This window comes from Plantactinospora sp. WMMB782, assembly GCF_049179135.1.
Classification (GTDB): Bacteria; Actinomycetota; Actinomycetes; order Mycobacteriales; family Micromonosporaceae; genus Plantactinospora.
In genome coordinates this window covers 1,700,296-1,724,018 of record NZ_JBMHMC010000007.1, presented here as the reverse complement: position 1 = coordinate 1,724,018, position 23,723 = coordinate 1,700,296, and the positions used below count along the sequence as shown (strand labels likewise).

The following is a 23,723-nucleotide window of genomic DNA, read 5'->3' as shown; positions in this document are numbered from 1 at the left end:
TCAGCTTTGCGAGCCCGAGGCTTCCCCCGATCGGGTCGACCGGCCGTACTCCTCGAACAGCTCGACCAGGACGGCCAGGTCGTCGCCGATGGCGCCCAGCAGGATCTTCGCCCCGCCCGCCGTATCGGCAACGGTCCGGATCGCGTCCGCGAGGACGGCGGCCTGGTCGGCGCCCTCGGCCTTGAGGTCGACGCTCTGGAGCCGCATCAGCTTCTCCCGGCGCTCCTTGGGCAGGCGCAGCGGGTTGAGCAGGCGCACGGACTTCTCCCCCACCTCGACGGTGAGGTGGCCGTACTTGCGCTCGGTGGCTTCGCGGATGGTGTCGAGATTGATGGAAAGCATGGTCGGCGGACCTTTCGCTTGTGGGTCGGCGGACTCGCGGTGGTGCAGGCCCCGGAGTGGGTCCGCCGATCACTCCGGGGCCGGTCTCAATATCGGTCTGAGGTCAGCTTGCGACGCCGGCCGTCCACGCGGTGCCGTTCCAGTAGGCGCTGGAGCCGTCCTCCAGCTCCACGTGCTGACCGGTGCTCCACGCGCTCGTCGGGTCGGCCGTGACGCCGGCCAGTGCGGCCAGGTTGTACGGGGTGTCGGCGCCCAGCGGCTCGAAGATGCCCGGAGTGCCGGCCACGGCGGTCTCCGGCTCGATGCCACCGATCGGCGTCACGCTGTACGGCCACAGGTTGCCGGCGTAGACGACCGGCTTGACCGCGAGCGGCAGACCCGCCAGGGACTCGGCGTCCGGAATGGACATGTCCTCGGCGCGGAAGACTTCGCTCTTGGGGCAGTAGAAGGCGAAGTGGTTCTCGCCGTCCACGAACACGATCAGGAAGGCGCACTCGGTCGGCACCGGGGAGCTGGGCACGCCCAGCGAGCCGTCCGGCAGAACCGGCGCGTTGGCGCCGTAGTACAGCCGCAGGCTCCTGCGGTCGAACTGCATCACCATGAAGGTGAAGGACTCGGTCCGGGGCGCGTACGTGGTCCGCAGCGTCTTCGCCTGGAGGGTGCCCAGGGTGGTCGCCTCGCCGCCCTCGGAGGTCAGCCCGAAGATGTCCTCCAGGCTGGTGTGGCCCACGTTCTCCCACGGCGATTCCACCGTGGTGAGGTCTTCGGGCTTGGGCGTGCCGACCGGCGCACGGAAGAAGTTGCCCGCGCCAACGACCAGCGTCGCGTTGTCGTTCAGTGCCATGTATGGCGCTCCTGTCAGGGAGGTGATGGGTAAGGTCGCTGGCGGGGCCGGCGCACGGTCACGGAGTAGCGCGACTCGTACCGGACGACGCCGGCAGGCAGCTCGGCGTACTGCACCGGCCCGGCAGAGGTGGCCCAGTCGGACGTACGTCGCGGCGAGCCCTGCATGTCGATGCTCACGATCGAGCCGCGACCGGGGATGACGAGCTTGGCCTTAGCGGCGTCGCGCAGCACGATCCGCACGGCCTCGGAGAGGATTGCGGCGTCTTCGTCGCCGTTCGGGTCCTCGACCAGGCAGTAGACGCCCATGTAGGCGTCGTCCAGAAAGCGCGGATCCCCGCTCCACTCGCCGAAGCTGTCGAGCCGGCGCAGATGGATGAAGGGGAAGGTCTGGTGCATCTCGATCTGCGCGCCCGAGGGAACCTCAGGAAGGCGGGCCTCCAGCACCCCGAGTAGTACATCCTCGGCCGGCGACAGCTCGGCCAGCTCGTAGACGCGGTCAGGGAGGTTAGCCACCGGGCATCCTCCTGTCCTTGCGCTTCGCCGCTCGGTTGGAGCGCACCTTGACCTTGCGGATCTTCACGCGGCGCTTCCGCTCGATCGGCAGGTCGGCGGCCCGGGTGAGGATGTAAAGGCCCTCGTGGCCACCGCTTGTGCGGCCGTACTCGTCCACGATGTAGTCGGCACGGCCGAACTCGATGCTCATGGCGCCGAGGTCGCTGCCCCGGTCGTCCAGGGAGACGTACCAGTCGAGGTGCCCGTACTCGCGGTCGCGCTCCTGGCCCCAGTCAATGACGGCGCCGCGCTCGTCTGGGTTGAGACCGCGCGTCGGGTCGACGCGGCCCATGTCGCGGGCCTCCTGGAGGTTGGCGTCAGCGCGAGCCTTGATCTCGAACGCCTCGCCGGCCAGGTAGAGCTGCACGCCCTCCAGGTCCGCGATGTAGCCCTCGATCTTCTTGCCGTTGACGTAGCGGTACACCTCGGCCATCACGGCCTCCGGCGCAGGTCGACGCTGACGTGCCGGGTGTGTCGGGTGCCGTGGCGGTAGGACGGCGGGGCGGCCACGTCCCATTCCTTGCCGTCGTAGGTCACCCGAGCCCAGAGGTCGAAGCCCTCGATGCTGTGCCGCACGATCATGCGGACGATCTCGATGGACATCTGACCGGGCAACTCGGCGCGGGAGCTGCGCTGCGGGATGAACGCCGCAACGACGTGGATCTCCGCCTCCGGCGACATGTCCACCACGCGCTGCGGGGAGCCTCGCCGGTCGACCTCAACCTTGTAGGGGTGGATGACGGCGGGCCTGCCCCGCCTGCGCTGCAAGCTGGGCACGGCGTCACCACTCGTCCGGTCGCGCCGGGGTCGGAGCGTTGAACGGGAACGGCTTCGTCCCGCCACCCACGGTCCGGATCCACGTCTCGCCGGCCCCGGGGGCCGTGCGCCAGGCCGTCGCCTCCACCGAGACGACGCCACCCTCTCCGCGACCGGCCAGGGCGCGGATCGTGGCCTGCTCGGCAGCGGTGAAGTACGGAGCGCCGGCCGCCTCGCCCAGGTCGGGCAGGATGATCGTCTCGTCGCCGGCCCGGCTCTGCACCAGGCCGTCCAGGTTCTTCATGTAGCGGGTGACCGACCGCAGGACCAGCGTCCGCACCATGCGCGGCGCCAGCTCCGGATCCGGCCAGCCGGCACCGAGGAACCGGGCCTCGTCGGACACGTCCTCCAGGGCGTTCTCGCACACCGTTCGTTCGGCCTCGGACATGTCAAAGTCGAGCCGACCCTGAACGTCATCCACCTCAGCGAAAGCGGTCATCGGCTCTCCGATCGACGGGCACAGCGGGGGAGCCCCGGAGGGCTCCCCTCACTGGCTGCTGGGTCACGGGGTGTAGGGAGTCCCCACGCCGACCGCGCTGACGAACTGGTTGAGCAGGGTCGCCGCGCCCGGGGTGCCGCCAGTGCCGTCCGCGTCCGCGTTGGCGTCGGCGTTCGGGAGCGCGTCGGCGGTCGCGTCCAGGTCGAACGCGATGGCCCGGATCAGGAACTCGCCCACGGTCTCGCCGACGCGGATCACGTCGGACCGGTCCGCGTTGAGCATCACGTCCTTGATCGACCGGACGCCGTTGTAGGTGTTCACGACCGACCGCTCCGCCAGGATGGTCGGGTCGTAGTCGAGCACCCACCGGGCACCGATGCCCCGCGCCGCAGCCGACCCACCGGTCGCGCTCTGCGGGACGGCCGGAGCCGCCGTGGCCATGGCGAAGGCGCTCGGCACGAACAGGTAGCCCTTGTCCGGGTCGATCTCCTGCGACACGACGACGTTCATGCCGAACAGCCGGCCGATCGTGGCCTCCCGCAGCGCGGTCGCGGCGATCTGGTCGCCGACGTTCTGGGCCAGGACCAGCTTGTCGTCACCGAGGATGGCCTCCTCGATCGCGGTACCGATCACGAAGTTCCGCCGCTCCAGCGGCATCTTGAACCGGTTCGCCACGGCCCGGAGCTTCAGGAGCGCCTGCCGCATGGTCCGGTTGGTGACGCCGGTACCCGCGATGGTGGCCAGGTACGACTGGCCAGTGACCAGGTCGACGGCCTTGTCCTCCAGGGACCGCGCGACGGCCTCGGCCTGGGTCGTGATGACCCGCGCCCACTGGATCGAGTCCCAGTCCTTCTGCTCGTCCTGGAGCTTGGTCGCGCTGTACGTGTTGCCCGACAGGGTCAGGCTGATCTTCCGCTCCACGAACGCGTCGAACGTGATGCTCGACGTCCGCTCGGCGCGGAAGTTGGCGATCTCGTGCGCCGGCAGGATGCCCGGCACGCGGGTGTAGACGGTGTCGTTCTCGGCGCCCCGGAAGTTCTCGAAGCCTTCGCGCTGGAACAGTGCCGGGAGAACGAGCGACTGCTCGATCACCTCGGCCGCGACGGCCGCGAGCTTCTGGGGCTGAACGATGGCGTTCAGAGCCATGCTGAAGCTCTTTCTGTCAGAGGGTTGGTCTCAATATCGGTTTGGGGCCATAAAGGCCCCAGCGCGAGCTACAGCAGGCCGTAGCGCGCCCTGCGTGCGATCTCGGCCGGGTCGAAGGCATCCGCCTTGTTACTCGGGTCGAGTCCGCCGCTCAGGTCGCCGGGAGGCGGGGGAGTGGTGTTCGCACTGGCGTACTTCCGGAGGGTTTCGGCCTTGGCCTTCAGCTCGTCCTCGGTCTTGGCACTGCTCTCGCCGAGCAGGCCCAGAAGGTCGTCCGGCAGGCCCTTGCCGACCGTGGCCACGAGCAGGTCGCGTTCCAACTTCTCGTTGGTGGCCTTGATGTCCGCGACGGCCCTCTCGACGTCCTCCGGGGTCTTCGCCTCGGCAAGACGGCTTTCGGCCTCGCGCAGCCGCGTGCGGTAGTTCGCCGCCTCGGCGCGCGTGTCGGTCAGCTCCTTCCGCGCCCACTCCGGCAGCTCGTCCAGCGCGCTCTTGGGCTTCTGGTCGTCCTGCTTCACGGGCTCCGGCGTTACCGTGGGCTCCGTGGTGGTGGGTTCGGTGGTCTCCGGGGTGTCAGCCATTGCTCACGCCTCCTGGGCGAGTTGGGTTTGCGCCGCCGCCTGGGCACGCGCTCTTTCTTGCGTGTAGAAGAAACGGCGCCACGCCCGGCGGGCCGCTTTACCGCTGAGGCCCTTTGTGACCTTCGGCCACAGCTCCTCGTATTCGCGGTTCAGGGCATACAGAGAGCCCTCTTTGTATTGCTCCCGGGAGTACACGGGCTCCACGGTGCACTTGCAGTTGTCGTGATAGAGGTCGCCCTCTTCGTAGGTGCCTTTGCGGACCGACCGTGAGCCAGCGGAAAGGACGGATCCGCTCTCTCGGCTCCTGTAGACCGGGCCGCGACTGATCAGCATCGCGCACCAAGAACAGGGCGTTCCCGTTTGCGAAACGCGGATGTAGCCCAGGACTCGCTTGTCCTTTCCGGCCAGATCCCAGACCTTCCCGCGTCCGCCATTCAGGGCGATTCGCTCGGACGCTGCCGCCTGCCGGCGGCCCGCCTTGCGGTGGGCTTCTTCGCGATCGGCGTCCCGCTTCTCCGCCGGGGAGTCACGGTCGACGTCGCGCAGCTTCCACCGCAGGTTGCGAAGTCCGAGGTTGGTCAGTGCCTCGCGGGCTTCGTCCTCCGCGTCGCGCTCCTGGCGCTCGTCGTCGGACTCCCAGCCGTCGAGGCGTTCGACGGGGATCACGTCGGATCCCCCAGGTGCCCCGGGGTTCAGGCCGGCGCCAGCTCGGAGCCGGTCCGGCAACGGGCCGGCGAGGCGGGCGAAGTCGCCGCGCAGCTCGCCGAGCGTCGTCGTGCCGTCCTCGGGTCCGACGGTGCGGCCCGTTCGCAGGGCGCGGATGAGTCGGTAGTACGCGACCGCCAGGCGGTGCGCCCTCCGGCGCTGAGCCATCACAGAGCGGACGCGCCGCGTGAGCCACCGAGCCCCGGCGCCGGCCGCGCCCGCCAGGGGCACGTCCTGCTCCCAGGACACCAGAGACTCCGCGAGCGTGCCCGCGCCGATCCGGTTCATCGCGACCAGGAAGGCGGCGGTCACCGCCTCGGCCTGCGTCTGTCGCTGTGCTGCGGTCAGGGTGGCCAACGGTCACCCCTACTCGGCTGGCGAGTCGGAGACCGAGCCGGCCGAGGAGCGGTGGAGCGCGTCGACCATCTGGCGGTCGACGTCCTCCTCGTCGTAGAGCCGGTCCCATTCGGTCAGCTCTTGCCGGGTCACGTCCGGCACGCGCGGCCAGAGGCCCTTGCGCGGGATGTGGAGCTGTTCGGCGAGCTTGCCCAGGCCGTCAGCGGCCTGCGAAAGCGAGCGCATCTCCATGTCGCGCCAGATGACCTCGCCCATGTAGTTCTCGGCCAGCTCGGTGTCTCCGGCGAGCTGCGCGGCCAGCCGGAAGACCCGCTCCCAGCTCTCGCCGAAGACATTGCGGAACTCGGCGACCTTGCGGCTCAGGGAGGTCTCTGCGGCCTGGAGCGCTTCCGCGCTCAGGTTGGCGATCTGGCCCAGCAGGTGATGGGGCGGGACCTGGCCGATCGCGGACAGGTGCCGGATCGACATGTCGACGCTCTCGATGTACCCGCCGAGCGGAGTTGCCTCCAGCGAGCCCCATTTCGCCTTCTCGTCGGCGGCAAAGAGGAAGCGCCTGGCGTTGACGTCGATCTGCTCGGGGATCGGCTTGCCGGTCTGCGGGTCGATAACCGGGACGACTTCGAGGAGCATCGGCTCCCCGTTGACGAGGATCCGGCCAGTCGAGTCCACCTTGCGACCCTGGGCATCAGTCCAGCCCTCAGCGCCCTGGGAATAGGGCTCCTGGCCCATCTCCCAAACCGGCTTGGTCTTCATCGGCGGTGACATGCCGGTCGCGGTGCGAACGACGAACGAGCCGTAGGTCTGCGCGACCAACAGATCGAATACGGTTTGATTGATCCGGTTCTGGAGCGGGATCAGGGGCTCGACCACGCCAACCGTCCGGCCTTCGAGGTCGACGGCCGCAGCGAAGCGAGTTACCGGGCACTCGGTGGCGCCGTGCTTCGCGCCCGCGCTGACCCGGATCGAGTCCTCGTCCGTCGGGGCCTTGAAGGTGACGGCGTACTCGTTGACGCCATCCCACATCCGAGCCCTGCCGGGGCGGTCCTCGCTGGGGTCCGGGTGCCGCACGATCGTCAGTGCCGCGTACGGCGCATCGTCGTTCGCGGCGTCCTCGTAGAGCGCGGTCGTGCGCAGAGGGCTCAAGCCCTTGGTGCGGATGCCCTTGGCCGTCTTCTCCGTCAGCGTGAAGGAGTGGCCGTAGGCCAGGGCCGCGCGGTGCACGGCCGACTGCCGGGCGTCGAGCCGGCTCTCCTGCCAGTGGCGCCACTCCGGCGAGACCGTGCGTCCGCCGCTGTCGCCCTCACTGTCGTCGTCGCTGCCTCGCCGGTAGTTGTCCACGGCGAGCGCCTGGGCCGGCGTACCGACCAGGATGGGCGACATGTTGGTGACGGCTCGCCCGGCCAGCAGGCGGTATTCGGCGTCCGCCGTGGGCGGCATGTAGGGGTCGTCGTGCCGGCCGTGTAGGTAGTCGTCAACCCGCGCCAAGCGCGGCCGGTCGCGCTCGATGATGGCAAGCATCTGGCGGGCCAGGCGAAGCGGGAGGGCCGTGGGGTCAGGCTGGGTCATCCGCCCTCCCTTCGGTCTCAATATCGGTTTCAGGTCACAGGAACCAGGCCGCAGTGGAGTGCTGCTTCTCGGGCTTGGCGTTGTTGCGCAGGTCCGTCAGGGCTGCGTACGCGAGCATCCAGGCCGCGTAGGCATCGACCTTGCGCCGCGAGCGGGCATCCTCTTTCCCGAAGCTGTCGCCGTAGTTGTTCGTGCGGCGCCGGGTGTTGAGGGTGTGCCTGCGGAGCGTTTCGTCGCCGTCGAAGAAGACCTGCTTCTTGAAGATGGCGTCCATCAGCAGCTCGTTGGCCCGCGTGTTCCGCTGGAGGCTCGCACGCATGTCCCAGCCGATCGGGTTGCCCGGTCGGGCCTTGACGGCCAGTGAGGCGCCGTACGCCTCGTTCCAGGACGAGATGTAGCTCTCCCAGAAAGCGACGTCGGCATAGAACGCCGCGACGTCGTACACCTTGAAGGCGTCGTGCACGGCGCTGTCAACGCGGGCGTGGGGCACTTCCCAGGGCTCGTCAGCCGGCCACTGAGCCGGCCGCTCCCAGACCGCCAGCAGGAACGCCGTGTTGTCCGAGAGGCGGATCGCAACCAGCGCCGTGCTGTCGTCGGTCTTGCCGCCGTCGAAGCCCATCACAATCCGGTCGCCAGGCTTCAGCTCGGCCTTGGGTCGCTCGATGTCGGCCAGGTGGTCCGGGCCAAACAGCGCGTCCTCGTCCGCGACGATCTGGTTGAGCCACATTCGGCGGGATCGCGACGGCGCGATGGACTTGTTGTAGATGGACTGAATGATCGTGGGGATTCGCAGCCATACCGCGTCGCCCCGGATCTTCGGTAGCACGATTTCCAGCGCGGTCGCCGTTAGCGGCGTCTTCGGGTGTGCCTCGATCGAGTCGTAGCAGAAGCCTACATCCGGCGCGAGGCCGGCAACGATGTCGTCGTACGCCAGCCGCATCCGCTCGGCAACGGAATCCTCACCCGGAAGGTAAGCGTTGGTAATCGCGAGGTAGCGCGAGTCCTTCTTCGTGGTGTTACCGTCGATGGTCTCGTACATCGCGTGGCCGTTGTTGCCCTTGAGCCAGTGGTGCGTTTCGTTTAGCAGCACCATCGTGCTGCGACCACCTTCAAGGGTCCGCGGATTTGAGGTAATCGCCTCCAGTCGCTTTCGGCCGCGATCCGCGCGCATTAGCTCGGCACCGACCTTGATGCCGTACGTCTGAATGAGCTTGTCACTCATCAGCGACGGCATCAGCGTCATCGTGTTCTTGGTCTGCTCGCGAGAAACGGCGGCGATCTGAACCCACGCCTGCGGGTGCGCCTTGCCGACCGGGCTGCCGTTCTTCCAGTGGGAAAATCGGCTCGGGCCAACGAATTCCACCAGGCAGATGACCGCGCCCAGCGGATCTTTCCCCCACCCCTTTAGTCTCTGCAATACCCCGGTGCGGTAGATGAATCGCCCGGACTCGTCAACGGCGTACCACCAGAGCAGGAATCGGAGCTGTTCCAGTGTCAGCCGGAACGGCTTGCCGTCCTCTCCGAGGAGGTAGTCAGCAACCCACTTGACGATCTCCCAGCCGAGCGTGTGCTCCGGCAGTCGCCAGGGGCCGGCGGTGGTCGGCTCGCCGTCCTCGCCCAGCCAGGTTGGCCCCAGGTAGATCGGATGGAGGAGATCGATCTCCTCGGCGGTCAACTCGACCACGGCCTTGGCCATCGTTCCCTCCCCCCGGGCTCCCGGCGGGCGAACCCCTACTGTGCGAGGCCCAGGCCCCGCTTGTAGTCGTCCATCACGGTCACGCTGGCGTCCTCGCCCTGTTCCTCCTCGTCCAGCTCCAGCCGGACGCGGCGGCGGTCGCCTTCGGCGATCAGCAGGCGCTCAAACGAGCTGTAGATGGTCTGGAGCATCTGGCCGGAGCGCTTGGCGGTCCGCTCAACGCCGTCCTTGTCGACGTACGTCGAGGTCTTGTAGTGCGACAGGTCTTCGCACAGGCTGTAGAGCAAGGCGATGTCGCTCTGCTGGTAGAAGTCGGCCTGGCCGCTGATCTGGCAGGATTCCCAAAGCATCAGGGCGATCGGGTGCCAGTCGGGATCCGGCTCGGGCCAGAAGATCGGGCGGGCCTTGCCCTTGGTGACCGGCTGGGTGTCGCCGCCCTTGCGTTCGCGCGGTCGCGCGAGGTCGTCTGAGCGGTTCGGAACTGGTCCGCGCTGGCCCATGGTCACCTCCTCGGTCAGTTGGTAGTGGCCGAGAGACTGAGCCCCGGCGATTAGTCGTCCTGTCGCGCCAGCGCCGCGTTGCTCCAGAACATGACCTCTTCGAGCTTGGTCATGGCGATGGACTTCTCTCGCCCCTCAGGGAGGAGCTTGTCCAGCTCGAAAGCCAGGTTGCCGGACAGGCCCCGGACCCGAGCGTGCGCGTCGCGCTTCTCCTCGGTGCTGGGTGCGTGGTAGGCGAACCGGCGTTCGATGTCCTCGGGCTTCATTCGTCTCCTTCAGGGATGGCTGCGAAGCCGAAGCCGCCGGGCAGCTCGACCTTCTGGGGTTCGTCCTCCTCGGGCAGCTCGACGGTCCAGAGCTTCAGGTCGACAGCGAGGTCGACCAGGACGATCGGGCCGAAGGCGATCCGCAGCTCGAACGGGATCACCAGATCTCCCACACGATGTGCGGGATGAACCAGACCACGAACGCGACCAGGGCCGCCATGAAGGCGATCGGGCCGGCGGACTTCCAGCCCTTGTCGGTGCGGATCCAGCGCCGCGTGTTCTCGGACAGCGTGTCCCCGGGCTTGCGCTGCACCAGCGAGATGCCCTCCAGGACCGCGAAAGACACGGCCGCCAGGAACAGCCAGATCTTCCAGATGAACGCCCACCGGTTCCGGTACTTCTCGTCGGCCATCCGGCGCTCCATTCATCGGGGGACGCTAAGGCCCCGCCCCCCGGATTGGGGGACGGGGCGAGCCGGGAGTGCGCGTCCGCCGCTGCACTCAAACCGGCTACGCGCGGCGCAGCTCGGGGGGAGAGGAGGACCCCGGCGCGCTCGCGCGACTTTCCTGCTGGAGTCGCCATATCTCGGCCGGATGCAGTTCCTCCGGCCGGCGGTAGCGATTCCGCTTCTGTTTCTTGGCCTCGTTGCCTTCGCGGGACGTCTTGGCCTTGTGGTGCTCGTTGCAGATGGCTTGCAGGTTGGAAAGCGCGTGGTTGTCGCCGCGCTTAATGTGGTCTACCTCGTTGGCCGGCTCATTGCACCGCCTGCCGTCCACCCGGACCTTGCAGCGGTAGTTGTCACGCTTCAGGACCGTGGCTCGCCTGGTTTCCCAGTCCGGAGGCAACCGGCTGCGACGGTTTGATCCTTCCCAGGCCATCTGTTCTCGCTTGCAGTTGTAGACCCCGCCATGTTTACGGCTAGAGCTTGCTCTAGCCACGGACCGGGGTCAGCTTGTGACCTCTCCAGCGCTCGCCGGGCCTTCGGCCCGGCCGGCTGCATAGTTAACGGGCTACCCGCTAACCGGGAGGCCCCGTTAGGGGCCATCTACCGAGTAGCAGAGCTACTGAGAGCTAGCCAACTAGAGAGGCCCCGTAAGGGGCCATCTACCAGGTAACTTGTAGCTGTGTTACCCGTTAGCTATGTAGCTAGATCTACCCTTCTACTTATAGTTCGGCGGGGGAGAGCCGTCTTACAACCCTGCATGATCAACATGCAGGCTGGAGGGGTGTTACGGGAGCCCTGCGGCCCCTCCGGGGCCGCCCAGAGAGCGTGCTAACGCGCTACAGAGCGTAGTCAGCGGCGGCAGAAGGCAGCGGCAGAAGGGTAGTTCGGGCTAAGGGGGGCCGAAGGCCCCCAACCGGGCACTGGTTAGCGCTGGAGGCCGCCCTTTAGGGGCGGCGATAGCCCGGTTTGCCCTGTAGCCCGCGAACCTCGAAACCGTGGCACAATCCGAGCCGCTATACCACCCGGTGAAGCGGCCAGCGCGCGCAGGGGGTTATACCCCCATCACTCCTCGTTGTCAAGAGACGAACAGACACAGAGATCAGCCGCTTGGCCTATTGGCAAGCCTGGACGCATGGTGTAGAACGTGCGCGCAGTCGTGCGCCCGGTTCCCCTCCCCTCGCCGCACGCCGAGCACAGCGCACCAGGGAGCGCACAGCACGGGGGTACGGCTACCGGGCAGCATGGCGCCTAGCCCGCTGAGAGCAACGCTGCGGGCCGAACGGGCCGAACTGATAGTGAGACCAAGGCTGGGCAGTCTCAGTGCCGCAGAGAGCCCGCTAGGCATCGTCCGAAAGTATGATGCCCGTTTCATCCGTAGGGCTGATCCGAGATTGAGACCGGGCGCCTAGTGTTGACCCCATCGCAAGGCGGGACGGCAACGGACCGGCAAGCGAAGCGGGACACAACTACAGAGCGGATCCCCTGGTCAACCGGGGCACCTAGCGTCGAAGTGGGTGCGAAACGGGGCACGAAGACCTACCGGCCGAACGGATTTGACAGACGGGGATCCAAACCGATATTGTGACCGGGCAACACAGCAAGCGGCATCCTGAGACAGGGCGTAGTCCGGAAACACCTCCGGCTAGGACGGGTCTCTTCATTGCGTTCGATCCGCGAGGGATGCCACGGGCAACACAGCGACACCGGTTCCACACACGGAACGCCCTTCCCGGGGCTAGTCCTTCCGCCTAGGCGGGGGCCGCGTAGCGGCAGTACCGGGAACGCGTAACGGCAACCCGTCCAGCACGGGAAGCGCGTTAATGGAAGGCCCGTAAGCAAGCGCGCACGGAAAGCGGGCATGGTGGATTGCCGCCATGCAACGCGCTGTGCCTAGGCAGTGGACGGGTAATCGACCACGTTTTAAGGTCGGGATCAAACCCGCACCGGAGCGGCCGTTTAGTCGGCGGGGCAGCAATCTGCCAGCACTGGTAAAGGTGAGGTAGGTCTACGGACTGAGTCCCCTCGGAGATAGGTGGTCGCCTAGTCGGACTAGGGCTATCAATCCTAGGACTAACCGACGGGTGCAGCGCTTCCGGATAGCGACGGACGGAAGCGCAGTGAAGGCAAGAACCGTCGTAAACCTAATCTTTCCGGTGCGGGCCGGATAGGCAATCGCTGTCTGTCCGGCCCGCTCTGGTTCCGCACTCGACGCTACGGAGGTCACGATGGCACAGCTACTCATCATGCCGGACATGAACAAAGAGCAGCGTCGGATTGCACGGGAAATGATCGATGCTATCAGGATGGCGGACCAGGCCACGAACAAGGTCGCGCTTGCGGAAAACATGCGCGGCCGGACACCTGGCAACGCCACTGGCAAGCGGGGCAAGTCGGAAGGCAAGCCCTTCCGGCCGTTCGGACACGGCGTCAGCCCGGCAAAGTACGGGTCGGGTATGGCGCGTGCCGCTAGCTCCGCACGCAAGCTCTGCAAGGCGGGGGTCAACCCTTACGCCATCCTGGTAGCAGCGGGCATTACCGCCGATCAGTTGCGGACCATTCACGGCATGATCGAGCGTAAGCCCAGGGTGCCGCGCAAGTAGCGGCAAGCGCTACCGGTCGCGGTAGCGAAACGGTGTGGCGGTGCCCCGGTTCTGATTACAGGCCGGGGCACTTTGCCGTTCCCGAGACAGAGGAGACGGAACCATGCTCAAGCCAACGCGCAAGCCCACGGGCACCGCCGAGAGGATCGCACTCGAAGCGTGGCGCAGCGCCATGCCCAGAACGGCGATGCTGGCACTGAAGGAGGTCCGGTACACCCCCGTGCAACGCCGCTGGTTCCTGCTCAACGTGGTCGGACTGGTGCCGGGATCGGACGAACTCGGCCCGTCGGAGTCGGACATCACCACCTGGGCGTCGGACGAGTTCGTGCGTCCGCTCGCGGACTGAAGGGAGCACGGTGGACCGGTATTACATGTTGGAGGCCATCGAAGCGCGCGACCCGGATGGTGGGGAGCGTGAGCCCACTGCCGCTGACTACGAAGCCCACAAGCAATGGGCCATCGCCGCATACGGGGAAGACGTGTGGCGTCAGTACTCGGCGGGCGGCTGGGGCGAGACTTCTGACTTCTGACCTAGCCCATCGTGCACGGGTGTCCAACGGGGGGACATCCCTGCGCGGTGGGAGTGGCCAGAGATCCCAGGGCATCACTCTGCCCTGAAACTGACATTGAGGCCAACACAAAGAAGGCGAGGATCGATGAACAGCTTCCAGATCGCGGGGCGTCTTACCCGGGGTGCCCTGACCGACGGGGGCGCGACCGTGCCCATGGACGGGGGCGAGGTGCCGGGCATCGGCTACATGGTGGGTGTGGGCGGGATCAAGCTCCTGGCCGCGCAGTTCAGCGAGGCGCAGTTGGAGGAGCGGATCCGGCACTGGGCGGACTCCGTGCGCCTGTCCACCGGACTCGCCGCTGACCGGCTGTACCTCGGGTCGTGGCTGGACGAGGGGCTGATCTACCTCGACATCTCCGAGCACTACCAGAGCGAGGCTCTGGCCCTGGCCGTAGCCGAGGTGCGCGGCGAGAAGGCCATCTACTCCCTGGCGACCGGAGTGTCCATCGACGTGGCCGCGCCCGTCTCCGTCTGAGCCGAAACCGACACTGAGACCGCCTGGCTCGGTGTCGGTCGCGTCGGGATGGGTTCCCGACGCCTGATGAGGCAACCCGCAACCGAGAGGAGTGGTCAGCGTGGCCGACACCAAGAACGCGACGTGCCGGGGGTGCCGCAAGCCCACCACCGACTTCATGACCAGCTTCCTCGCGGACAACCGCCGGATCGTGCTGTGCCGGGAGCGCAAGTGCGCGCACGCCTGGCTTCAGGGCACCGGCCGCTGAGACAGGGAGAGGAGAGCGTCATGGCCTGGGATGCAGCGGACCTCGACAAGGAGACCCTGGAGAAGGCTGCCCGCGAGGCGCTGGAGCAGCCCAGCGACTCCGCCATGTGGGATGACCGGCTGTACAACACGCACGGTGCCGTCATGGCCTGGGCGGAGTACGGCGACGACATCCTGGCCGAGTCGAACTATCACGCCGCCCTGGAGGCGATCCGGGGCGCGGCCGTGCACGCCGACGACGACCCGGACGAGCACGTGATCGACGCGACCACGCGGCACTGGGCGGTCGGGAGCCTGCGACAGATCTTCGTGCAGGTCTACGACGACTCCGGAGAGTTCACGGCCGCCTTCCGCGAGGCAACGGCCATCGCGCTGTACCTGCGCGAGGAGTACCCGATTCTCGATGAGTCGGACTACTCCGAGCGCGAGTCGAAGGCGTTCGACGCTGCCGTGGCCGACGCGAAGGAGTCCGTCGAGCGCGACTACCCGGACGACTCCGACGAGGACCGGGCCGGCATCTGGGAGTCCATGGAGGAGAAGGTCTCGGAGCGGCAGGGCCACAACGCCGACGGGATCTCGTGGAGCTGGTTCGAGGACACCTACGCCGAGCACCGGAACGCCTACTTCCAGCGGAAGGCCGAGCCGTTCGCTGCCACGCACCTGATGGTGCCCACCATCCCGGGGCAACTGGCTCTGACCTGAGCGCCGAAACCGCCAGCGATGAGGGGCGCTGGCGGTCGACCGGGCTGGCATCCCGGTCCCGATGAGGCTGCCGACGAGAGGGGAACCGATGAAGTCCGAGGTCAAGCAGATGTGGACCGCCGCCCTCCGGAGCGGCGAGTACAAGCAGGCCAAGGATCGACTCAAGAGCAAGGAGGGTTACTGCTGCCTCGGGGTGCTGTGCGAGGTCGCAGTGAAGGAGGGCGTGATCGGTCCGGCGCAGTCGGACGAGCACGAGGAGGACGAGTACTTCTACCCGGACGGCGAGGACCGGGCCGGCGGCGTACTGCCGAACGCGGTCGCCGAGTGGGCCGGGCTGGAGAGCCCCAATCCAATCGTGGATGGCGGCACGCTCGTGCGGCGCAACGATTCCGAGCGCGACGGGTGGGACTTCAACCGGCTCGCGGACCTGATCGAGCGCGAACTCTGACCTGCCGAAACCGCTACTGGGCCTAGCTCAGTGGTGGTCGACCGGGTTGGCATCCCGGTCCCGATGAGGCTGCCGACAGAGGGGAAGGCCAGATGATCGAGATCGAGCAGGCCCGGGAGCTGCTGGCGCGTGCGGTGGAGGTCCAGGGCAAGGACTTCGTCTACAACCCCGGCGGGGCGGAGTACTGCCGGTACCGGCCCGCGACCCAGGCGGAGGTGTTCAGCGCCGACGACCCGCGACTGAAGACCGGTTGCGTGGTGGGCGAGGCGCTGGCGCTGGGCGGTGAGACCCGGCACCGCGAGTACCGGGGGAGCGTCCACGGCCTGCGCGACGACTTCCCGGAGGCGCTGAGCGCAAAGGCGGCCGACTACCTCCAGCGCGCCCAGACCACCCAGGACGGGGGCGGGACCTGGGGTGAGGCCCTGGAGGCGGCCGAGGCGTGGTACCAGCAGAACGTCAAGCCCTGAGCTGCCGAAACCTCCCCGCCAGGGAGGTCCGGAGGGCCGGCATCCCTCCGCTGATGAGGCTGCCGAGCAGGAGGAACCGTGAAGCAGGAGATCAAGGATCAGTGGACGGCGGCCCTGCGGTCGGGCGAGTTCAAGCAGGGCGCGTCCCGACTCAGGACCGCCGAGGGGTACTGCTGCCTCGGGGTGCTCTGCGAGATCGCGGTCAAGGAGGGCGTGATCGGTCCCGCGTCCCAGGACGAGCACGGGCTCTACGAATACCCGGACCCGCACCTGAGTGACAACCCGGAGGAGAACGACCCGGACCGGACGGTGCACGGCGTCCTTCCGGACGCGGTGGTGAAGTGGGCCGGGCTGGGCGACTTCAATCCGGTGATCCACGGGCTGACCCTGGCCGACCGGAACGACAACCAGGGCTGGACGTTCGACCAGCTTGCCGACCTGATCGAGCGCGAACTCTGACCGCCGAAACCGCCAGCGGGGCCAGCGTGCCTTGTTCGCGGTCCGGAGGGCTGGCATCCCTCCGCTGACGAGGCCGCCGAGGAGAGGGGAGGAATGCGCGTGGCCGTTGCAAACGACTTCTTGGACCGCGTGATCGCCTTCGAGCAGGGAGAGCTGGGGGAGGAGGACGTGGTGGAGCTGTTCCAGCACTTGGTGGACACCGGGCTGGCGTGGCAGCTCCAGGGCACCTACGGCCGGACCGCGCGGGACCTGATCGATGCCGGCCTGGTGGCGGCGCCCACAAGCTAGATGCCGAAACCCCTTCGGGGGTCGGGTGACCTGGCGTGTCACCCCTGATGAGGCTGCCGTCGAGAGGGGACCAGATGAAGCAGGAAGTCAAGCGGAAGTGGGTCGCGGCGCTGCGGTCGGGCGAGTTCGCGCAGGGGGAAGGGGCGCTCCGTCGAACGACTCCGAGCGGCGACCGGTACTGCTGCCTGGGCGTGCTCTGCGAGGTGGCGGTGAGGGCGGGCGTGATCGAGCAGTCTCAGCCGAACGACCACGGGTTCCACTACTACGGCGTTGCGAGCGCCGTGCTGCCGCCGTCGGTGGTCGAGTGGGCCGGGCTGGACAGCACCATCCCGTCGGTCGGTGCGCCGGCCGCGCCGCTCACCATCCACAACGACAGCGGCCAATTCACCTTCGCGGAGCTGGCCGACCTGATCGAGCGCGACCTCTGAGCCGAAACCGATACTGAGACCATCCGGCTCGGTATCGGTCGCGTCGGGATGGGTGCCCGACGCCTGACGAGGCAACCCGAGAGGAGAGCGGACCCCCATGGCGACCGTATCCGTGGATGAACTGATCGCGGCCCTTCAGGAGGTCCGCAAGGAAAGCGGTGGCGACTGCATCGTTGCCGTCGTCAAGGACTCGACCGACGAGGCCGTCCCCCTGGACGACCGAGGAGCAATTGCCGGCTACGACCCGGACGGAGAGGCGCTGGAGGAGTGGTACCGCGACCTCGGCCCGGCTGTCTTGCTGGGCATCAATGACTGAGACCAGGAGGGGAGTCATGCGCAAGCTGATCGGCCTGCTGCTCGTGCTGGCGTTGGCCGGCGGGCTCGGGTACGCGCTGGCGCGACCGGAGCCGAGCGAGCCCGAGGCTCCGCCTGCGCCGAGGTTGACGCTGTGCGCCACCGAGGACCAGGAGACCGACTGTCGCTGGGACGCCGCATCGCAGGGCAACGGGCGGGGTCGCTCATTCGTCCGGCTGGCCGGCGAGACGCACTACGAGGAGGACTGACCGTGGCCGTGGTTCAGGTGTTGCTGGCCTGGGACGACAGGCATGGCCCCTGCTATGAGTGCGGGCTACCGGCCGCCTTTCTGCTCGGCGCTGGCGCCCGAGTCTGCGCGGTCTGTGCGGCGAATGCCGCCGCTGAGGGTGACGCGATCACTCGAATCGAGGAGGGCTGACGGTGGCCAAGAGCCGGGGGGTCATGCTGCGCGCCCGTGCGGCCGGACTGGGCTTCTGGCGCGACGAGACGGAGGTCGACGGCGGGAAGCGCCGCCTGCGAAGGCGCGTCAAGCGCAAGGAGCGCCGGGCGTGGCAGCGGGAGGCCCAGAACGAGCAGGGGGAGGACTGAGCATGGCGGGACCGATTCGGGTATGGGCGCCGGATGGCGGAGAGCACGCGGGGCGGGTGCTCATCGAGTGGAACGGCACCACGATCGCCATCCTTTCGCCCGGCGAGGCCGATGACCTGGCCGACGACATCCACGACGCCATGGAGTACGCGAAGTGGCCGGACCAGCGAGCGGAGGGCTGAGCATGGCCAAGGGACGCACCACCTACGTGACCCATCCGGACGGCACGCGCAGCAAGCGCACCAGCGCGACCATGACCTATACGCACGCGGTGCAGGTCGGTCCGGGTGATCCGGCCCGGTACGTGCAGCACCTCGCGCACCTGTCCGAGAAGGCGCGAAAAACGGCCGAGCGGATCAGCCGGGCGCTGGAGAACCCACGGCTCAGCCTGCGGGATCGCCGGCTCGGCCGGTCGCTGAGCGACGGGACCGACTACTTCTCGCACGCGGCCACCCTGGCCGGCACGGACATCTACACCTGGGCCAGCTCGGCCGGCGAGGTCCGGCACGGCTACCCGGAGGAGCAGATCACGCCGGCCCTGGCGTACCTGGTCGAGGTGGCGCGGAAGCAGGTCGAGACCGAGCTGGGTCGGGCCAAGGCGTGGGACGAAGAGGCCAAGGCCGTGAGCGAGGGCAAGAGGGAGCTGCCCGAGTACCTGCGCGGCTGGGGCGTCGCCTCCTGGCACAGCCGGCGCGACCTGGCCGAGAAGGCGGCAAACGCTCGCGTGGCTTCGCCTTACGGCGAGCGGGTGCGGGCGGTGGAAGTCGAAACCGAGTGAAGGGAGAGCTGAAGGATCCGAACGTCCTGCCGCCCGGCCACACGCGGGAGGACTACGACTTCGACTACGCCGACGGGACGCGCGGCCCGATTCGCCTTCAGGGGTGGACCGGGCCGTGGGGAGAGGTCAAACCGCCGGCCGTGTGGTGCGTCGAGCACGGATGGGAGGACGAAATCACCGAGGAGGCAACGTGACGACGCCATTCATCGAGAGCCTGATGGGCGACCTGATGGGCCAGCTCGAATCCGCCTTCGCGGCGATGGAGTGGGCCGAGGAGGAGATCGAGGCGGCGCGGAAGCGTCACCCCGAGGCCGACGACCGGATCTGGAAAAGCTTCCTGCTGCTCCAGCCGACCCACGACCTGATGCGCGTCGAGATGACGTATCGGGCGCACTGCCGGGAGCTGCTGGATCGGGTGGCGGCCGGCGAGGACACGCGACCGGGCACGGCGGCCGAGTGCTGCATCGCCCTGTGTGAGACCAGTCAGGCCGGGCCACTGAGGGAGAGTGCTGCCGGTCTCTACTTCCGCATGTGGGAGAAGGCCGGGCTGACGAAGCTGGAGGGGAGCAGCGACGTCCTCGTGCACTACGAGGCCCTGAAGGGGGCCACGATCGACCGGGATGAGGCGTGGCTGAGGAACAAGCTGCGCCAGGACTGGCGCTCGTAACCGATAGTGAGACCAGGCGATGCTGACCGCACGTTAATGATGCTCGCTCTGCCTTGGGGCGGGCGGGCGTCACCTCCGTGCGGAGGGATCGGAACGACGCGAGGAGAGATGTCACATGCCCAAGCTCAGCGCGAGCGACACCGTCTACGTCACCGCGACCGAGACCACCAACTACGACTTGGAGCTGGAGGCCGAGGAGGCGGCCCGCGTCCTGGGCGTCAGCCTGGACGAGCTGAGCAAGATCGTGCACGACGACGAGGACTGGCCGAGCGTCACGGCCGGGCTGACCGAGCGGTTCAAGGAGCTGGCCGACGTGACCAACTCGGAGTTCGAGCTGGACCAGATCTCGGAGGGGTGACAAAGCGGGGTGGGGTGTTGCGTGCCGCACGTACCATTGTCGGGCCGATGTGATCGATCCGACTTGGAGGCAGGCAGTGACCGGCCCGAATCCGTACCAGGGCTACCCGGGCGGCCAGGCACCGCAGCCGCAGTACCCCGCCCCGCAACAGCCGTATTACCAGGCGCCGCCGCCAGCCCCTCCACCGCAGCCCGTGCCGGCCTACCCGAGGGTTGCGCGGACCGGGCTGAGCGGCGGCGTCCACACAATCCACGCCATTCTGACCCTGTGCACGGCTGGCCTGTGGGGCTTCGTCTGGTTCTTCCACTGGTTCATGTCGCGCAAGACCACGCGATACCGCTGACGGGCTGCCTACCCCGCTCACTCCGGTGAGCGGGCAGGGGAGCAATCAGCGCTAGCCCACGCGTTCGCTCACTTCGGTGGCCGAGTGCGTGGGCTTCTCTTTGCTCCTAAACCGATAGTGAGTCCGAAGGTGGGGCATCGTCATGGGCAACATCGTCATTACCGTTGAGCTGAACCTGGCCGAGGGCGACCAGTTCGACCCGGCCAAGTGGGTTGCGAACCGGCTGCGCGACGTCGCGGCGGAGGTGTCCTACGGGCACACGGCCGGCGACCGGGCCGGCGTCGAGTGGGAGGTCACCTCGGGCGGAGAGCCCGTCGTGAACATCGAGGAGTACATCGAGCGGCCGGGCCTGACCCTGGCCACCATCTGAGCCACCGAGGGGACCAAGTACATGCTGCACGCACAAGACACCCGCATCTCCGAGCTGCCGTACCGGGGCTTGCGCCCACGCCGGCCCTACGAGCTGGAGGAGGGCAACCTGATCGACCTGAACCGCGACATCGTCGCCGATCCGGACGGCAGGAACGAGGCCCTGAAGACCGCCGTCAAGGTGGTCACGACGACCGACCGGGGCGCCCTCGGCATCGAGGTGGAGACCAGCGCGGGGACCTGGACGTTCCCCCGGTCGCACGTCCTCGTCGGGATCTAGCCCGATGTGCTGGGCCTGCTTCCTGGGGAGGTGCTACCTCTGCTACGGCTCTCGCTGCTCATGCCGGGAGCGAGGGCATACCTGACCTGCGGGTTTGCAAACTGATACTGAGACTGATAGTGTGACCGAGCTGAACGAGGAAGGAGGACGGTGGCCCGCGAGCGCAAGCGCAACCCGCGCCGGATCGCCGACGAAGTGATCAAGGCGATCAAGAACAACGCCACCGACATGCACCGGATCTGGGATGGCCCGGGATACGTCACGGAGGAGCGGGACGGCAGGAGCCGCCTGATTCAGGCGACCGGCGACCAGCGACCAGAGAACCAGCCGGAGCGCTGGGACCAACTGGCGCAGTTCATGGAGGTCATCGAGCGTCAGGCGCGCAACGTGCGCGAGTTCGCCGAGAGGATGGCCGAGCGCGTGCGGGCCGGCGAGCGGTTCTGAAGCCAGCTACTTGAACGGGAGGCACCACATGGCACCGAGACGGCCGCCCACGAGGTGGCAGAAGTTCCGCCGCTGGCTCCGCTCGGAGCGGGGCAAGGCGTTCACCCACCAGTCACCCGCGCTACTCGTGGCCGGCGTGGCGCTGTACGTGAGCTACTGGCACATCCGGCACGTGCTCCTGGAGCACGGGTACGACCAGGTGAGCGCGGCAATCACGCCGCTGTCGGTCGACGGTCTGGTGATCGTGGCCGCGCGCTACATCACCCGAGCCCGGACGCCCCTGGCCAAGGCGTTTGCGATGGCCGGCTTCGGGGCCGGCGTGCTGGCCACCCTGGCCGGCAACGTGCTGGCGGCCGAGCCGACGACCGTGGGGTACGCGGTGGCCGTGTGGCCCGCCGTGGCGGTCGTTCTGACCGGCGCGGTGCTGCACTGGGGCGAGGCCAAGCCGAAGCGTAAGCGGGCCGCTCAGCCGGCCGGCGCGACGGTTCCGGCGGAGTCCCGCAGGCGAGTGCGAGTGGCGCGGACGGCCTCTGCCTGACCGCAGCAACGAAGACGGACACCCGAGGGACGGGCCGGCTCCGCCGGCCCTCTCTTTGACACCAAACTGAGAATGAGACCAAGGAGAGGCACATGGACAACGAACTGCGCGTGATCGACCTCCAGGAAGCCCGCGAGTTGGTCGACAAGGCCATCCAGGAAGCCGGGGAGGACTTCGTCTACAACCCCGGCGGAGGGCCGAACTGCCTCTACGTCCCCAACGTCAACGCGGACGCGGACGCTCCGAGCCGGCAGCGGGGATGCCTCGTGGGCACCGCCCTGAAGATCGGCGGGGCGCAGGTCTACGACTGGGGCGACGTGGCCACGGCCCTGGGCGGCTACCTGGAGGACCAGCAGGTGAAGCTGACCGCGATGGCCGGGCTCTACTTCCGGGCGGCCCAGGTGATCCAGGACGACGGCGGAAGCTGGGGTGCGGCCCGACAGCACGCCGAGCGGGTCTTCCAGGGGGTCGCCGTCGACGCCGAGACCTCGCGTCGGACTCGGGCCATGTACTTCTGACTCCAAACCGATACTGAGACCGCATGCCGAAACCGTTGGCGTGGAGGGGCGCCAGCGGTCGTGCCCGGGATGGGTTCCCGGGACCTGATGAGGCAGCCCAACACGGCGAGGGAGCTGGACATGAGCGAGAAGATCATCATCAACCTGGAGAAGGCCCGCGAGCTGGTCGACAAGGCGATCGAGCGGCACGGGGAGGGCTTCGTCTACAACGAGAGCAGCAACCCGTTCACCGGCTGCTACTACATCCCGCAGCCCGAGCGCTTCGACGCGGACGACCCGCGCTCCGAGGTGGGCTGCCTTGTCGGCACCGCCTTCACGCTCGGCGGGTTCACCGGCCTGCCCGAGGCCAGCGACATCGGCGCGAACGAGCTGGACGAGTGGATCTCCGGCCCCAACGGCGAGCGCGTCGAGCTGGACGACGAGGCCGAGGCGTTCTTGCAGGCGACCCAGGAGCACCAGGACGGCGGCTCGACCTGGGGTGAGGCCCGGCAGCACGGCAACGACGAGATCGCGGAGCTGCACGAGGACGAGTCGGACGAGGGCTGACCCCGCCCGCCCAACCAGCCCCCGACAAGCGGCAACGACGGCAAGGAGCCATAGATGAACACCGACCCCACCATCCCCGCCGACGACAACGCCGAGCCCGACAAGCTGGCCGAGGCGATCCTCAGCAACCTGGCCGAACTGGTCGACTCGATCGGCCTCAGCGAGGCGGACAAACGGATCCTCGCCGGCCACGACGAGCCCGACCCGGGCTGCATCATCGAGGGCGTCGGCCGGGTGGCGCTGGCCATGACGTACGGCCCCGACCTGCCCCTGTTCTACGGGGCCGCGATGGCCCGGCTCTCCCCCGAGGGCATGAAGGCGCTGGTCGACCAGGCCGTGGCCACCGCCGCCGAGCACATGCTCCTCGACGTCGGGCTCGACCTGAGCGAGCTGGGGGGTGCGGAGGGCGAGCGCCGTGGCTGACCCATGCCAGAGCTTCCCCGAGCTGTTCTTCAGTGACAGGCGGACGGACCAGAAGGCGGCGGCAGCCCTGTGCGTGGGCTGCCCCGCCCGATGGGACTGCCTCCAGGCCGGACTCCAGGAGGAGCACGGCGTCTGGGGCGGGCTGACCGAGCTGGACCGCAAGCAGATGCACCCCGAGGAGTACCGCGCGGCGCAGGAGGCGGCCGAGGCGCAGAGCGAGCGGCTGGACGTTGAGGCCCTGGCCGACCGGGCTCGCAGAGGGCTGGCGGTGCCGGCCGCTCCAGCCGTGCCGCCCCCACACGGGCTCGATAGCCGCGTGGTTGAGCTGACCTTGGCGGGGGCCTCGGCCACCGACATAGCCGATGAATTGGCGATCAGTCGGCGAGAGGTGGTCCGTACCCGCGCCGCCCGAAAGGGAGATCTGGCGGACCGCCCACCAACAAATCTCGCCAACACCAAGTACAGAAAGGACCTTCAGAGGAATCAGGCTCTCGTGGCCCAAATGACCAAGAAGGGCATGGCCGCCGAGGCCATCGCCAAAGAGCTAAAGCTCTCCGAGCGCACCGTGAAGCGGTATCGAAAGCGGGCGCGAGAGATGGAGGCAGCGTGAAGGGG

At 67.9% G+C, this 23,723-nt stretch carries 43 protein-coding genes and 3 other RNA genes; 30 read left to right on the top strand and 16 right to left on the bottom strand.

All coding sequences use genetic code 11. The features are described from left to right. The 16 genes from ACN28A_RS09905 to ACN28A_RS09830 form a co-directional block, all read right to left on the bottom strand. A complete protein-coding gene (locus ACN28A_RS09905) occupies positions 1–342 on the bottom strand; it encodes a phage tail assembly protein (protein ID WP_421394350.1) in 342 nt (113 codons plus the stop codon). A gap of 103 nt (positions 343–445) precedes the next feature. Further along, on the bottom strand, positions 446–1,186 hold the full coding sequence (locus tag ACN28A_RS09900) for a hypothetical protein (protein WP_421394348.1): 741 nt from the start codon (positions 1,184–1,186) through the stop codon (positions 446–448). A gap of 14 nt (positions 1,187–1,200) precedes the next feature. Beyond that, the gene (locus ACN28A_RS09895; protein WP_421394347.1) at positions 1,201–1,701 is read right to left on the bottom strand and encodes a hypothetical protein; all 501 of its coding nucleotides are present in this window, start codon (positions 1,699–1,701) and stop codon (positions 1,201–1,203) included. Next, a complete protein-coding gene (locus ACN28A_RS09890; protein WP_421394344.1) occupies positions 1,694–2,173 on the bottom strand; it encodes a hypothetical protein in 480 nt (159 codons plus the stop codon). The genes ACN28A_RS09895 and ACN28A_RS09890 overlap by 8 nt, the downstream gene beginning before the upstream one ends. Further along, positions 2,173–2,517: a phage head-tail adapter protein gene (locus tag ACN28A_RS09885; RefSeq protein WP_421394343.1), complete on the bottom strand. Its 345-nt coding sequence runs from the start codon at positions 2,515–2,517 to the stop codon at positions 2,173–2,175. The genes ACN28A_RS09890 and ACN28A_RS09885 overlap by 1 nt, the downstream gene beginning before the upstream one ends. Positions 2,518–2,521: 4 nt before the next feature. Then, positions 2,522–2,995 (bottom strand): hypothetical protein, encoded by a 474-nt coding sequence (locus ACN28A_RS09880; protein WP_421394341.1) that lies wholly within the window; start codon positions 2,993–2,995, stop codon positions 2,522–2,524. Between the two features lie 63 nt (positions 2,996–3,058). After that, on the bottom strand, positions 3,059–4,141 hold the full coding sequence (locus tag ACN28A_RS09875; RefSeq protein ID WP_421394339.1) for a hypothetical protein: 1,083 nt from the start codon (positions 4,139–4,141) through the stop codon (positions 3,059–3,061). 68 nt (positions 4,142–4,209) lie between these two features. Then, positions 4,210–4,722, bottom strand: a complete 513-nt coding sequence (locus ACN28A_RS09870; RefSeq protein ID WP_421394337.1) for a hypothetical protein — start codon at positions 4,720–4,722, stop codon at positions 4,210–4,212. Between the two features lie 3 nt (positions 4,723–4,725). Beyond that, entirely contained in the window at positions 4,726–5,784 is a 1,059-nt protein-coding gene (locus ACN28A_RS09865) for a hypothetical protein (RefSeq protein ID WP_421394334.1), read from the bottom strand. A 9-nt stretch (positions 5,785–5,793) separates the two neighbouring features. Next, the gene (locus tag ACN28A_RS09860; protein ID WP_421394332.1) at positions 5,794–7,350 is read right to left on the bottom strand and encodes a phage portal protein; all 1,557 of its coding nucleotides are present in this window, start codon (positions 7,348–7,350) and stop codon (positions 5,794–5,796) included. Positions 7,351–7,384: 34 nt separating this feature from the next. Continuing rightward, on the bottom strand, positions 7,385–9,046 hold the full coding sequence (locus ACN28A_RS09855; protein WP_421394330.1) for a terminase: 1,662 nt from the start codon (positions 9,044–9,046) through the stop codon (positions 7,385–7,387). Between the two features lie 35 nt (positions 9,047–9,081). Continuing rightward, positions 9,082–9,546, bottom strand: coding sequence for a hypothetical protein (locus ACN28A_RS09850; protein WP_421394327.1), 465 nt, complete (start codon positions 9,544–9,546; stop codon positions 9,082–9,084). 50 nt (positions 9,547–9,596) lie between these two features. Next, positions 9,597–9,812 carry a DUF7681 family protein gene (locus ACN28A_RS09845; RefSeq protein WP_421394325.1) on the bottom strand — a complete coding sequence of 72 codons (216 nt, stop codon included), beginning with the start codon at positions 9,810–9,812 and terminating at the stop codon, positions 9,597–9,599. Further along, entirely contained in the window at positions 9,809–9,973 is a 165-nt protein-coding gene (locus ACN28A_RS09840; protein ID WP_421394323.1) for a hypothetical protein, read from the bottom strand. The genes ACN28A_RS09845 and ACN28A_RS09840 overlap by 4 nt, the downstream gene beginning before the upstream one ends. Beyond that, on the bottom strand, positions 9,970–10,224 hold the full coding sequence (locus ACN28A_RS09835; RefSeq protein ID WP_421394321.1) for a hypothetical protein: 255 nt from the start codon (positions 10,222–10,224) through the stop codon (positions 9,970–9,972). The genes ACN28A_RS09840 and ACN28A_RS09835 overlap by 4 nt, the downstream gene beginning before the upstream one ends. 97 nt (positions 10,225–10,321) lie before the next feature. Continuing rightward, positions 10,322–10,690 carry an HNH endonuclease gene (locus tag ACN28A_RS09830; RefSeq protein WP_421394318.1) on the bottom strand — a complete coding sequence of 123 codons (369 nt, stop codon included), beginning with the start codon at positions 10,688–10,690 and terminating at the stop codon, positions 10,322–10,324. 1,792 nt (positions 10,691–12,482) lie between these two features. Between ACN28A_RS09830 and ACN28A_RS09825 the strand changes: the two genes are divergently transcribed. From ACN28A_RS09825 to ACN28A_RS09680, 30 genes are all read left to right on the top strand, one after another. Beyond that, positions 12,483–12,857: a hypothetical protein gene (locus ACN28A_RS09825; RefSeq protein WP_421394315.1), complete on the top strand. Its 375-nt coding sequence runs from the start codon at positions 12,483–12,485 to the stop codon at positions 12,855–12,857. Between the two features lie 103 nt (positions 12,858–12,960). Next, the gene (locus tag ACN28A_RS09820; protein ID WP_421394313.1) at positions 12,961–13,203 is read left to right on the top strand and encodes a hypothetical protein; all 243 of its coding nucleotides are present in this window, start codon (positions 12,961–12,963) and stop codon (positions 13,201–13,203) included. A gap of 10 nt (positions 13,204–13,213) precedes the next feature. Beyond that, complete coding sequence (locus ACN28A_RS09815; protein WP_421394310.1) at positions 13,214–13,387, top strand: hypothetical protein; 174 nt, start codon at positions 13,214–13,216, stop codon at positions 13,385–13,387. A gap of 126 nt (positions 13,388–13,513) precedes the next feature. Next, positions 13,514–13,903, top strand: coding sequence for a hypothetical protein (locus ACN28A_RS09810; RefSeq protein ID WP_421394308.1), 390 nt, complete (start codon positions 13,514–13,516; stop codon positions 13,901–13,903). A gap of 100 nt (positions 13,904–14,003) precedes the next feature. Further along, positions 14,004–14,150 (top strand): hypothetical protein, encoded by a 147-nt coding sequence (locus ACN28A_RS09805; protein ID WP_421394305.1) that lies wholly within the window; start codon positions 14,004–14,006, stop codon positions 14,148–14,150. A gap of 20 nt (positions 14,151–14,170) precedes the next feature. Beyond that, positions 14,171–14,851: a hypothetical protein gene (locus tag ACN28A_RS09800; protein ID WP_421394303.1), complete on the top strand. Its 681-nt coding sequence runs from the start codon at positions 14,171–14,173 to the stop codon at positions 14,849–14,851. A gap of 1 nt (position 14,852) precedes the next feature. Further along, an RNA gene (locus ACN28A_RS09795) (hammerhead ribozyme type II) lies at positions 14,853–14,927 on the top strand. Between the two features lie 12 nt (positions 14,928–14,939). Further along, a complete protein-coding gene (locus tag ACN28A_RS09790) occupies positions 14,940–15,299 on the top strand; it encodes a hypothetical protein (RefSeq protein ID WP_421394300.1) in 360 nt (119 codons plus the stop codon). A 92-nt stretch (positions 15,300–15,391) separates the two neighbouring features. Continuing rightward, on the top strand, positions 15,392–15,766 hold the full coding sequence (locus tag ACN28A_RS09785) for a hypothetical protein (protein ID WP_421394298.1): 375 nt from the start codon (positions 15,392–15,394) through the stop codon (positions 15,764–15,766). A gap of 2 nt (positions 15,767–15,768) precedes the next feature. Further along, positions 15,769–15,834: hammerhead ribozyme type II (locus ACN28A_RS09780), an RNA gene on the top strand. Between the two features lie 10 nt (positions 15,835–15,844). Next, a complete protein-coding gene (locus tag ACN28A_RS09775) occupies positions 15,845–16,225 on the top strand; it encodes a hypothetical protein (RefSeq protein ID WP_421394296.1) in 381 nt (126 codons plus the stop codon). A 99-nt stretch (positions 16,226–16,324) separates the two neighbouring features. Continuing rightward, positions 16,325–16,513: a DUF7417 domain-containing protein gene (locus ACN28A_RS09770; RefSeq protein WP_421394294.1), complete on the top strand. Its 189-nt coding sequence runs from the start codon at positions 16,325–16,327 to the stop codon at positions 16,511–16,513. A 74-nt stretch (positions 16,514–16,587) separates the two neighbouring features. Then, positions 16,588–16,941, top strand: a complete 354-nt coding sequence (locus tag ACN28A_RS09765; RefSeq protein ID WP_421394292.1) for a hypothetical protein — start codon at positions 16,588–16,590, stop codon at positions 16,939–16,941. Between the two features lie 97 nt (positions 16,942–17,038). Continuing rightward, complete coding sequence (locus ACN28A_RS09760) at positions 17,039–17,257, top strand: hypothetical protein (protein WP_421394289.1); 219 nt, start codon at positions 17,039–17,041, stop codon at positions 17,255–17,257. 16 nt (positions 17,258–17,273) lie between these two features. Next, positions 17,274–17,504, top strand: a complete 231-nt coding sequence (locus ACN28A_RS09755; protein ID WP_421394286.1) for a hypothetical protein — start codon at positions 17,274–17,276, stop codon at positions 17,502–17,504. Positions 17,505–17,676: 172 nt separating this feature from the next. Continuing rightward, positions 17,677–17,844 carry a hypothetical protein gene (locus ACN28A_RS09750; protein WP_421394284.1) on the top strand — a complete coding sequence of 56 codons (168 nt, stop codon included), beginning with the start codon at positions 17,677–17,679 and terminating at the stop codon, positions 17,842–17,844. Between the two features lie 2 nt (positions 17,845–17,846). Next, positions 17,847–18,026 carry a hypothetical protein gene (locus ACN28A_RS09745; protein ID WP_421394282.1) on the top strand — a complete coding sequence of 60 codons (180 nt, stop codon included), beginning with the start codon at positions 17,847–17,849 and terminating at the stop codon, positions 18,024–18,026. Between the two features lie 2 nt (positions 18,027–18,028). Continuing rightward, positions 18,029–18,622 (top strand): hypothetical protein, encoded by a 594-nt coding sequence (locus ACN28A_RS09740; RefSeq protein ID WP_421394280.1) that lies wholly within the window; start codon positions 18,029–18,031, stop codon positions 18,620–18,622. Then, positions 18,619–18,816 (top strand): hypothetical protein, encoded by a 198-nt coding sequence (locus tag ACN28A_RS09735; protein ID WP_421394278.1) that lies wholly within the window; start codon positions 18,619–18,621, stop codon positions 18,814–18,816. Before ACN28A_RS09740 ends, ACN28A_RS09735 begins: the two co-directional genes overlap by 4 nt. Next, positions 18,813–19,289: a hypothetical protein gene (locus ACN28A_RS09730; protein WP_421394275.1), complete on the top strand. Its 477-nt coding sequence runs from the start codon at positions 18,813–18,815 to the stop codon at positions 19,287–19,289. Before ACN28A_RS09735 ends, ACN28A_RS09730 begins: the two co-directional genes overlap by 4 nt. Positions 19,290–19,404: 115 nt before the next feature. Continuing rightward, on the top strand, positions 19,405–19,647 hold the full coding sequence (locus ACN28A_RS09725; protein WP_421394272.1) for a hypothetical protein: 243 nt from the start codon (positions 19,405–19,407) through the stop codon (positions 19,645–19,647). Between the two features lie 485 nt (positions 19,648–20,132). After that, positions 20,133–20,360, top strand: a complete 228-nt coding sequence (locus ACN28A_RS09720) for a hypothetical protein (RefSeq protein WP_421394269.1) — start codon at positions 20,133–20,135, stop codon at positions 20,358–20,360. 21 nt (positions 20,361–20,381) lie between these two features. Next, positions 20,382–20,639, top strand: coding sequence for a hypothetical protein (locus tag ACN28A_RS09715; protein WP_421394267.1), 258 nt, complete (start codon positions 20,382–20,384; stop codon positions 20,637–20,639). 150 nt (positions 20,640–20,789) lie between these two features. Beyond that, complete coding sequence (locus tag ACN28A_RS09710; RefSeq protein ID WP_421394264.1) at positions 20,790–21,083, top strand: hypothetical protein; 294 nt, start codon at positions 20,790–20,792, stop codon at positions 21,081–21,083. A gap of 28 nt (positions 21,084–21,111) precedes the next feature. After that, positions 21,112–21,621, top strand: a complete 510-nt coding sequence (locus ACN28A_RS09705; protein WP_421394262.1) for a DUF2637 domain-containing protein — start codon at positions 21,112–21,114, stop codon at positions 21,619–21,621. Between the two features lie 92 nt (positions 21,622–21,713). Continuing rightward, positions 21,714–22,139 (top strand): hypothetical protein, encoded by a 426-nt coding sequence (locus ACN28A_RS09700; RefSeq protein ID WP_421394259.1) that lies wholly within the window; start codon positions 21,714–21,716, stop codon positions 22,137–22,139. Between the two features lie 24 nt (positions 22,140–22,163). Next, positions 22,164–22,241, top strand: an RNA gene (locus tag ACN28A_RS09695) — hammerhead ribozyme type II. Between the two features lie 18 nt (positions 22,242–22,259). Continuing rightward, the gene (locus tag ACN28A_RS09690) at positions 22,260–22,685 is read left to right on the top strand and encodes a hypothetical protein (protein WP_421394257.1); all 426 of its coding nucleotides are present in this window, start codon (positions 22,260–22,262) and stop codon (positions 22,683–22,685) included. A gap of 54 nt (positions 22,686–22,739) precedes the next feature. Beyond that, the gene (locus ACN28A_RS09685) at positions 22,740–23,108 is read left to right on the top strand and encodes a hypothetical protein (RefSeq protein ID WP_421394254.1); all 369 of its coding nucleotides are present in this window, start codon (positions 22,740–22,742) and stop codon (positions 23,106–23,108) included. Beyond that, complete coding sequence (locus tag ACN28A_RS09680; RefSeq protein ID WP_421394251.1) at positions 23,101–23,718, top strand: WhiB family transcriptional regulator; 618 nt, start codon at positions 23,101–23,103, stop codon at positions 23,716–23,718. Before ACN28A_RS09685 ends, ACN28A_RS09680 begins: the two co-directional genes overlap by 8 nt. Positions 23,719–23,723 lie beyond the last annotated feature (5 nt).

Excerpts from the sequence above, each read along its gene's own strand:
- ACN28A_RS09905 (WP_421394350.1), bottom strand. The coding sequence starts at position 342 with ATGCTTTCCATCAATCTCGACACCATCCGCGAAGCCACCGAGCGCAAG.
- ACN28A_RS09900 (WP_421394348.1), bottom strand. The coding sequence starts at position 1,186 with ATGGCACTGAACGACAACGCGACGCTGGTCGTTGGCGCGGGCAACTTC.
- ACN28A_RS09890 (WP_421394344.1), bottom strand. The coding sequence starts at position 2,173 with ATGGCCGAGGTGTACCGCTACGTCAACGGCAAGAAGATCGAGGGCTAC.
- ACN28A_RS09880 (WP_421394341.1), bottom strand. The coding sequence starts at position 2,995 with ATGACCGCTTTCGCTGAGGTGGATGACGTTCAGGGTCGGCTCGACTTT.
- ACN28A_RS09875 (WP_421394339.1), bottom strand. The coding sequence starts at position 4,141 with ATGGCTCTGAACGCCATCGTTCAGCCCCAGAAGCTCGCGGCCGTCGCG.
- ACN28A_RS09870 (WP_421394337.1), bottom strand. The coding sequence starts at position 4,722 with ATGGCTGACACCCCGGAGACCACCGAACCCACCACCACGGAGCCCACG.
- ACN28A_RS09860 (WP_421394332.1), bottom strand. The coding sequence starts at position 7,350 with ATGACCCAGCCTGACCCCACGGCCCTCCCGCTTCGCCTGGCCCGCCAG.
- ACN28A_RS09855 (WP_421394330.1), bottom strand. The coding sequence starts at position 9,046 with ATGGCCAAGGCCGTGGTCGAGTTGACCGCCGAGGAGATCGATCTCCTC.
- ACN28A_RS09850 (WP_421394327.1), bottom strand. The coding sequence starts at position 9,546 with ATGGGCCAGCGCGGACCAGTTCCGAACCGCTCAGACGACCTCGCGCGA.
- ACN28A_RS09845 (WP_421394325.1), bottom strand. The coding sequence starts at position 9,812 with ATGAAGCCCGAGGACATCGAACGCCGGTTCGCCTACCACGCACCCAGC.
- ACN28A_RS09835 (WP_421394321.1), bottom strand. The coding sequence starts at position 10,224 with ATGGCCGACGAGAAGTACCGGAACCGGTGGGCGTTCATCTGGAAGATC.
- ACN28A_RS09830 (WP_421394318.1), bottom strand. The coding sequence starts at position 10,690 with ATGGCCTGGGAAGGATCAAACCGTCGCAGCCGGTTGCCTCCGGACTGG.
- ACN28A_RS09825 (WP_421394315.1), top strand. The coding sequence starts at position 12,483 with ATGGCACAGCTACTCATCATGCCGGACATGAACAAAGAGCAGCGTCGG.
- ACN28A_RS09820 (WP_421394313.1), top strand. The coding sequence starts at position 12,961 with ATGCTCAAGCCAACGCGCAAGCCCACGGGCACCGCCGAGAGGATCGCA.
- ACN28A_RS09810 (WP_421394308.1), top strand. The coding sequence starts at position 13,514 with ATGAACAGCTTCCAGATCGCGGGGCGTCTTACCCGGGGTGCCCTGACC.
- ACN28A_RS09800 (WP_421394303.1), top strand. The coding sequence starts at position 14,171 with ATGGCCTGGGATGCAGCGGACCTCGACAAGGAGACCCTGGAGAAGGCT.
- ACN28A_RS09790 (WP_421394300.1), top strand. The coding sequence starts at position 14,940 with ATGAAGTCCGAGGTCAAGCAGATGTGGACCGCCGCCCTCCGGAGCGGC.
- ACN28A_RS09785 (WP_421394298.1), top strand. The coding sequence starts at position 15,392 with ATGATCGAGATCGAGCAGGCCCGGGAGCTGCTGGCGCGTGCGGTGGAG.
- ACN28A_RS09765 (WP_421394292.1), top strand. The coding sequence starts at position 16,588 with ATGAAGCAGGAAGTCAAGCGGAAGTGGGTCGCGGCGCTGCGGTCGGGC.
- ACN28A_RS09760 (WP_421394289.1), top strand. The coding sequence starts at position 17,039 with ATGGCGACCGTATCCGTGGATGAACTGATCGCGGCCCTTCAGGAGGTC.
- ACN28A_RS09755 (WP_421394286.1), top strand. The coding sequence starts at position 17,274 with ATGCGCAAGCTGATCGGCCTGCTGCTCGTGCTGGCGTTGGCCGGCGGG.
- ACN28A_RS09745 (WP_421394282.1), top strand. The coding sequence starts at position 17,847 with ATGGCGGGACCGATTCGGGTATGGGCGCCGGATGGCGGAGAGCACGCG.
- ACN28A_RS09740 (WP_421394280.1), top strand. The coding sequence starts at position 18,029 with ATGGCCAAGGGACGCACCACCTACGTGACCCATCCGGACGGCACGCGC.
- ACN28A_RS09725 (WP_421394272.1), top strand. The coding sequence starts at position 19,405 with ATGCCCAAGCTCAGCGCGAGCGACACCGTCTACGTCACCGCGACCGAG.
- ACN28A_RS09720 (WP_421394269.1), top strand. The coding sequence starts at position 20,133 with ATGGGCAACATCGTCATTACCGTTGAGCTGAACCTGGCCGAGGGCGAC.
- ACN28A_RS09715 (WP_421394267.1), top strand. The coding sequence starts at position 20,382 with ATGCTGCACGCACAAGACACCCGCATCTCCGAGCTGCCGTACCGGGGC.
- ACN28A_RS09705 (WP_421394262.1), top strand. The coding sequence starts at position 21,112 with ATGGCACCGAGACGGCCGCCCACGAGGTGGCAGAAGTTCCGCCGCTGG.
- ACN28A_RS09700 (WP_421394259.1), top strand. The coding sequence starts at position 21,714 with ATGGACAACGAACTGCGCGTGATCGACCTCCAGGAAGCCCGCGAGTTG.
- ACN28A_RS09690 (WP_421394257.1), top strand. The coding sequence starts at position 22,260 with ATGAGCGAGAAGATCATCATCAACCTGGAGAAGGCCCGCGAGCTGGTC.
- ACN28A_RS09685 (WP_421394254.1), top strand. The coding sequence starts at position 22,740 with ATGAACACCGACCCCACCATCCCCGCCGACGACAACGCCGAGCCCGAC.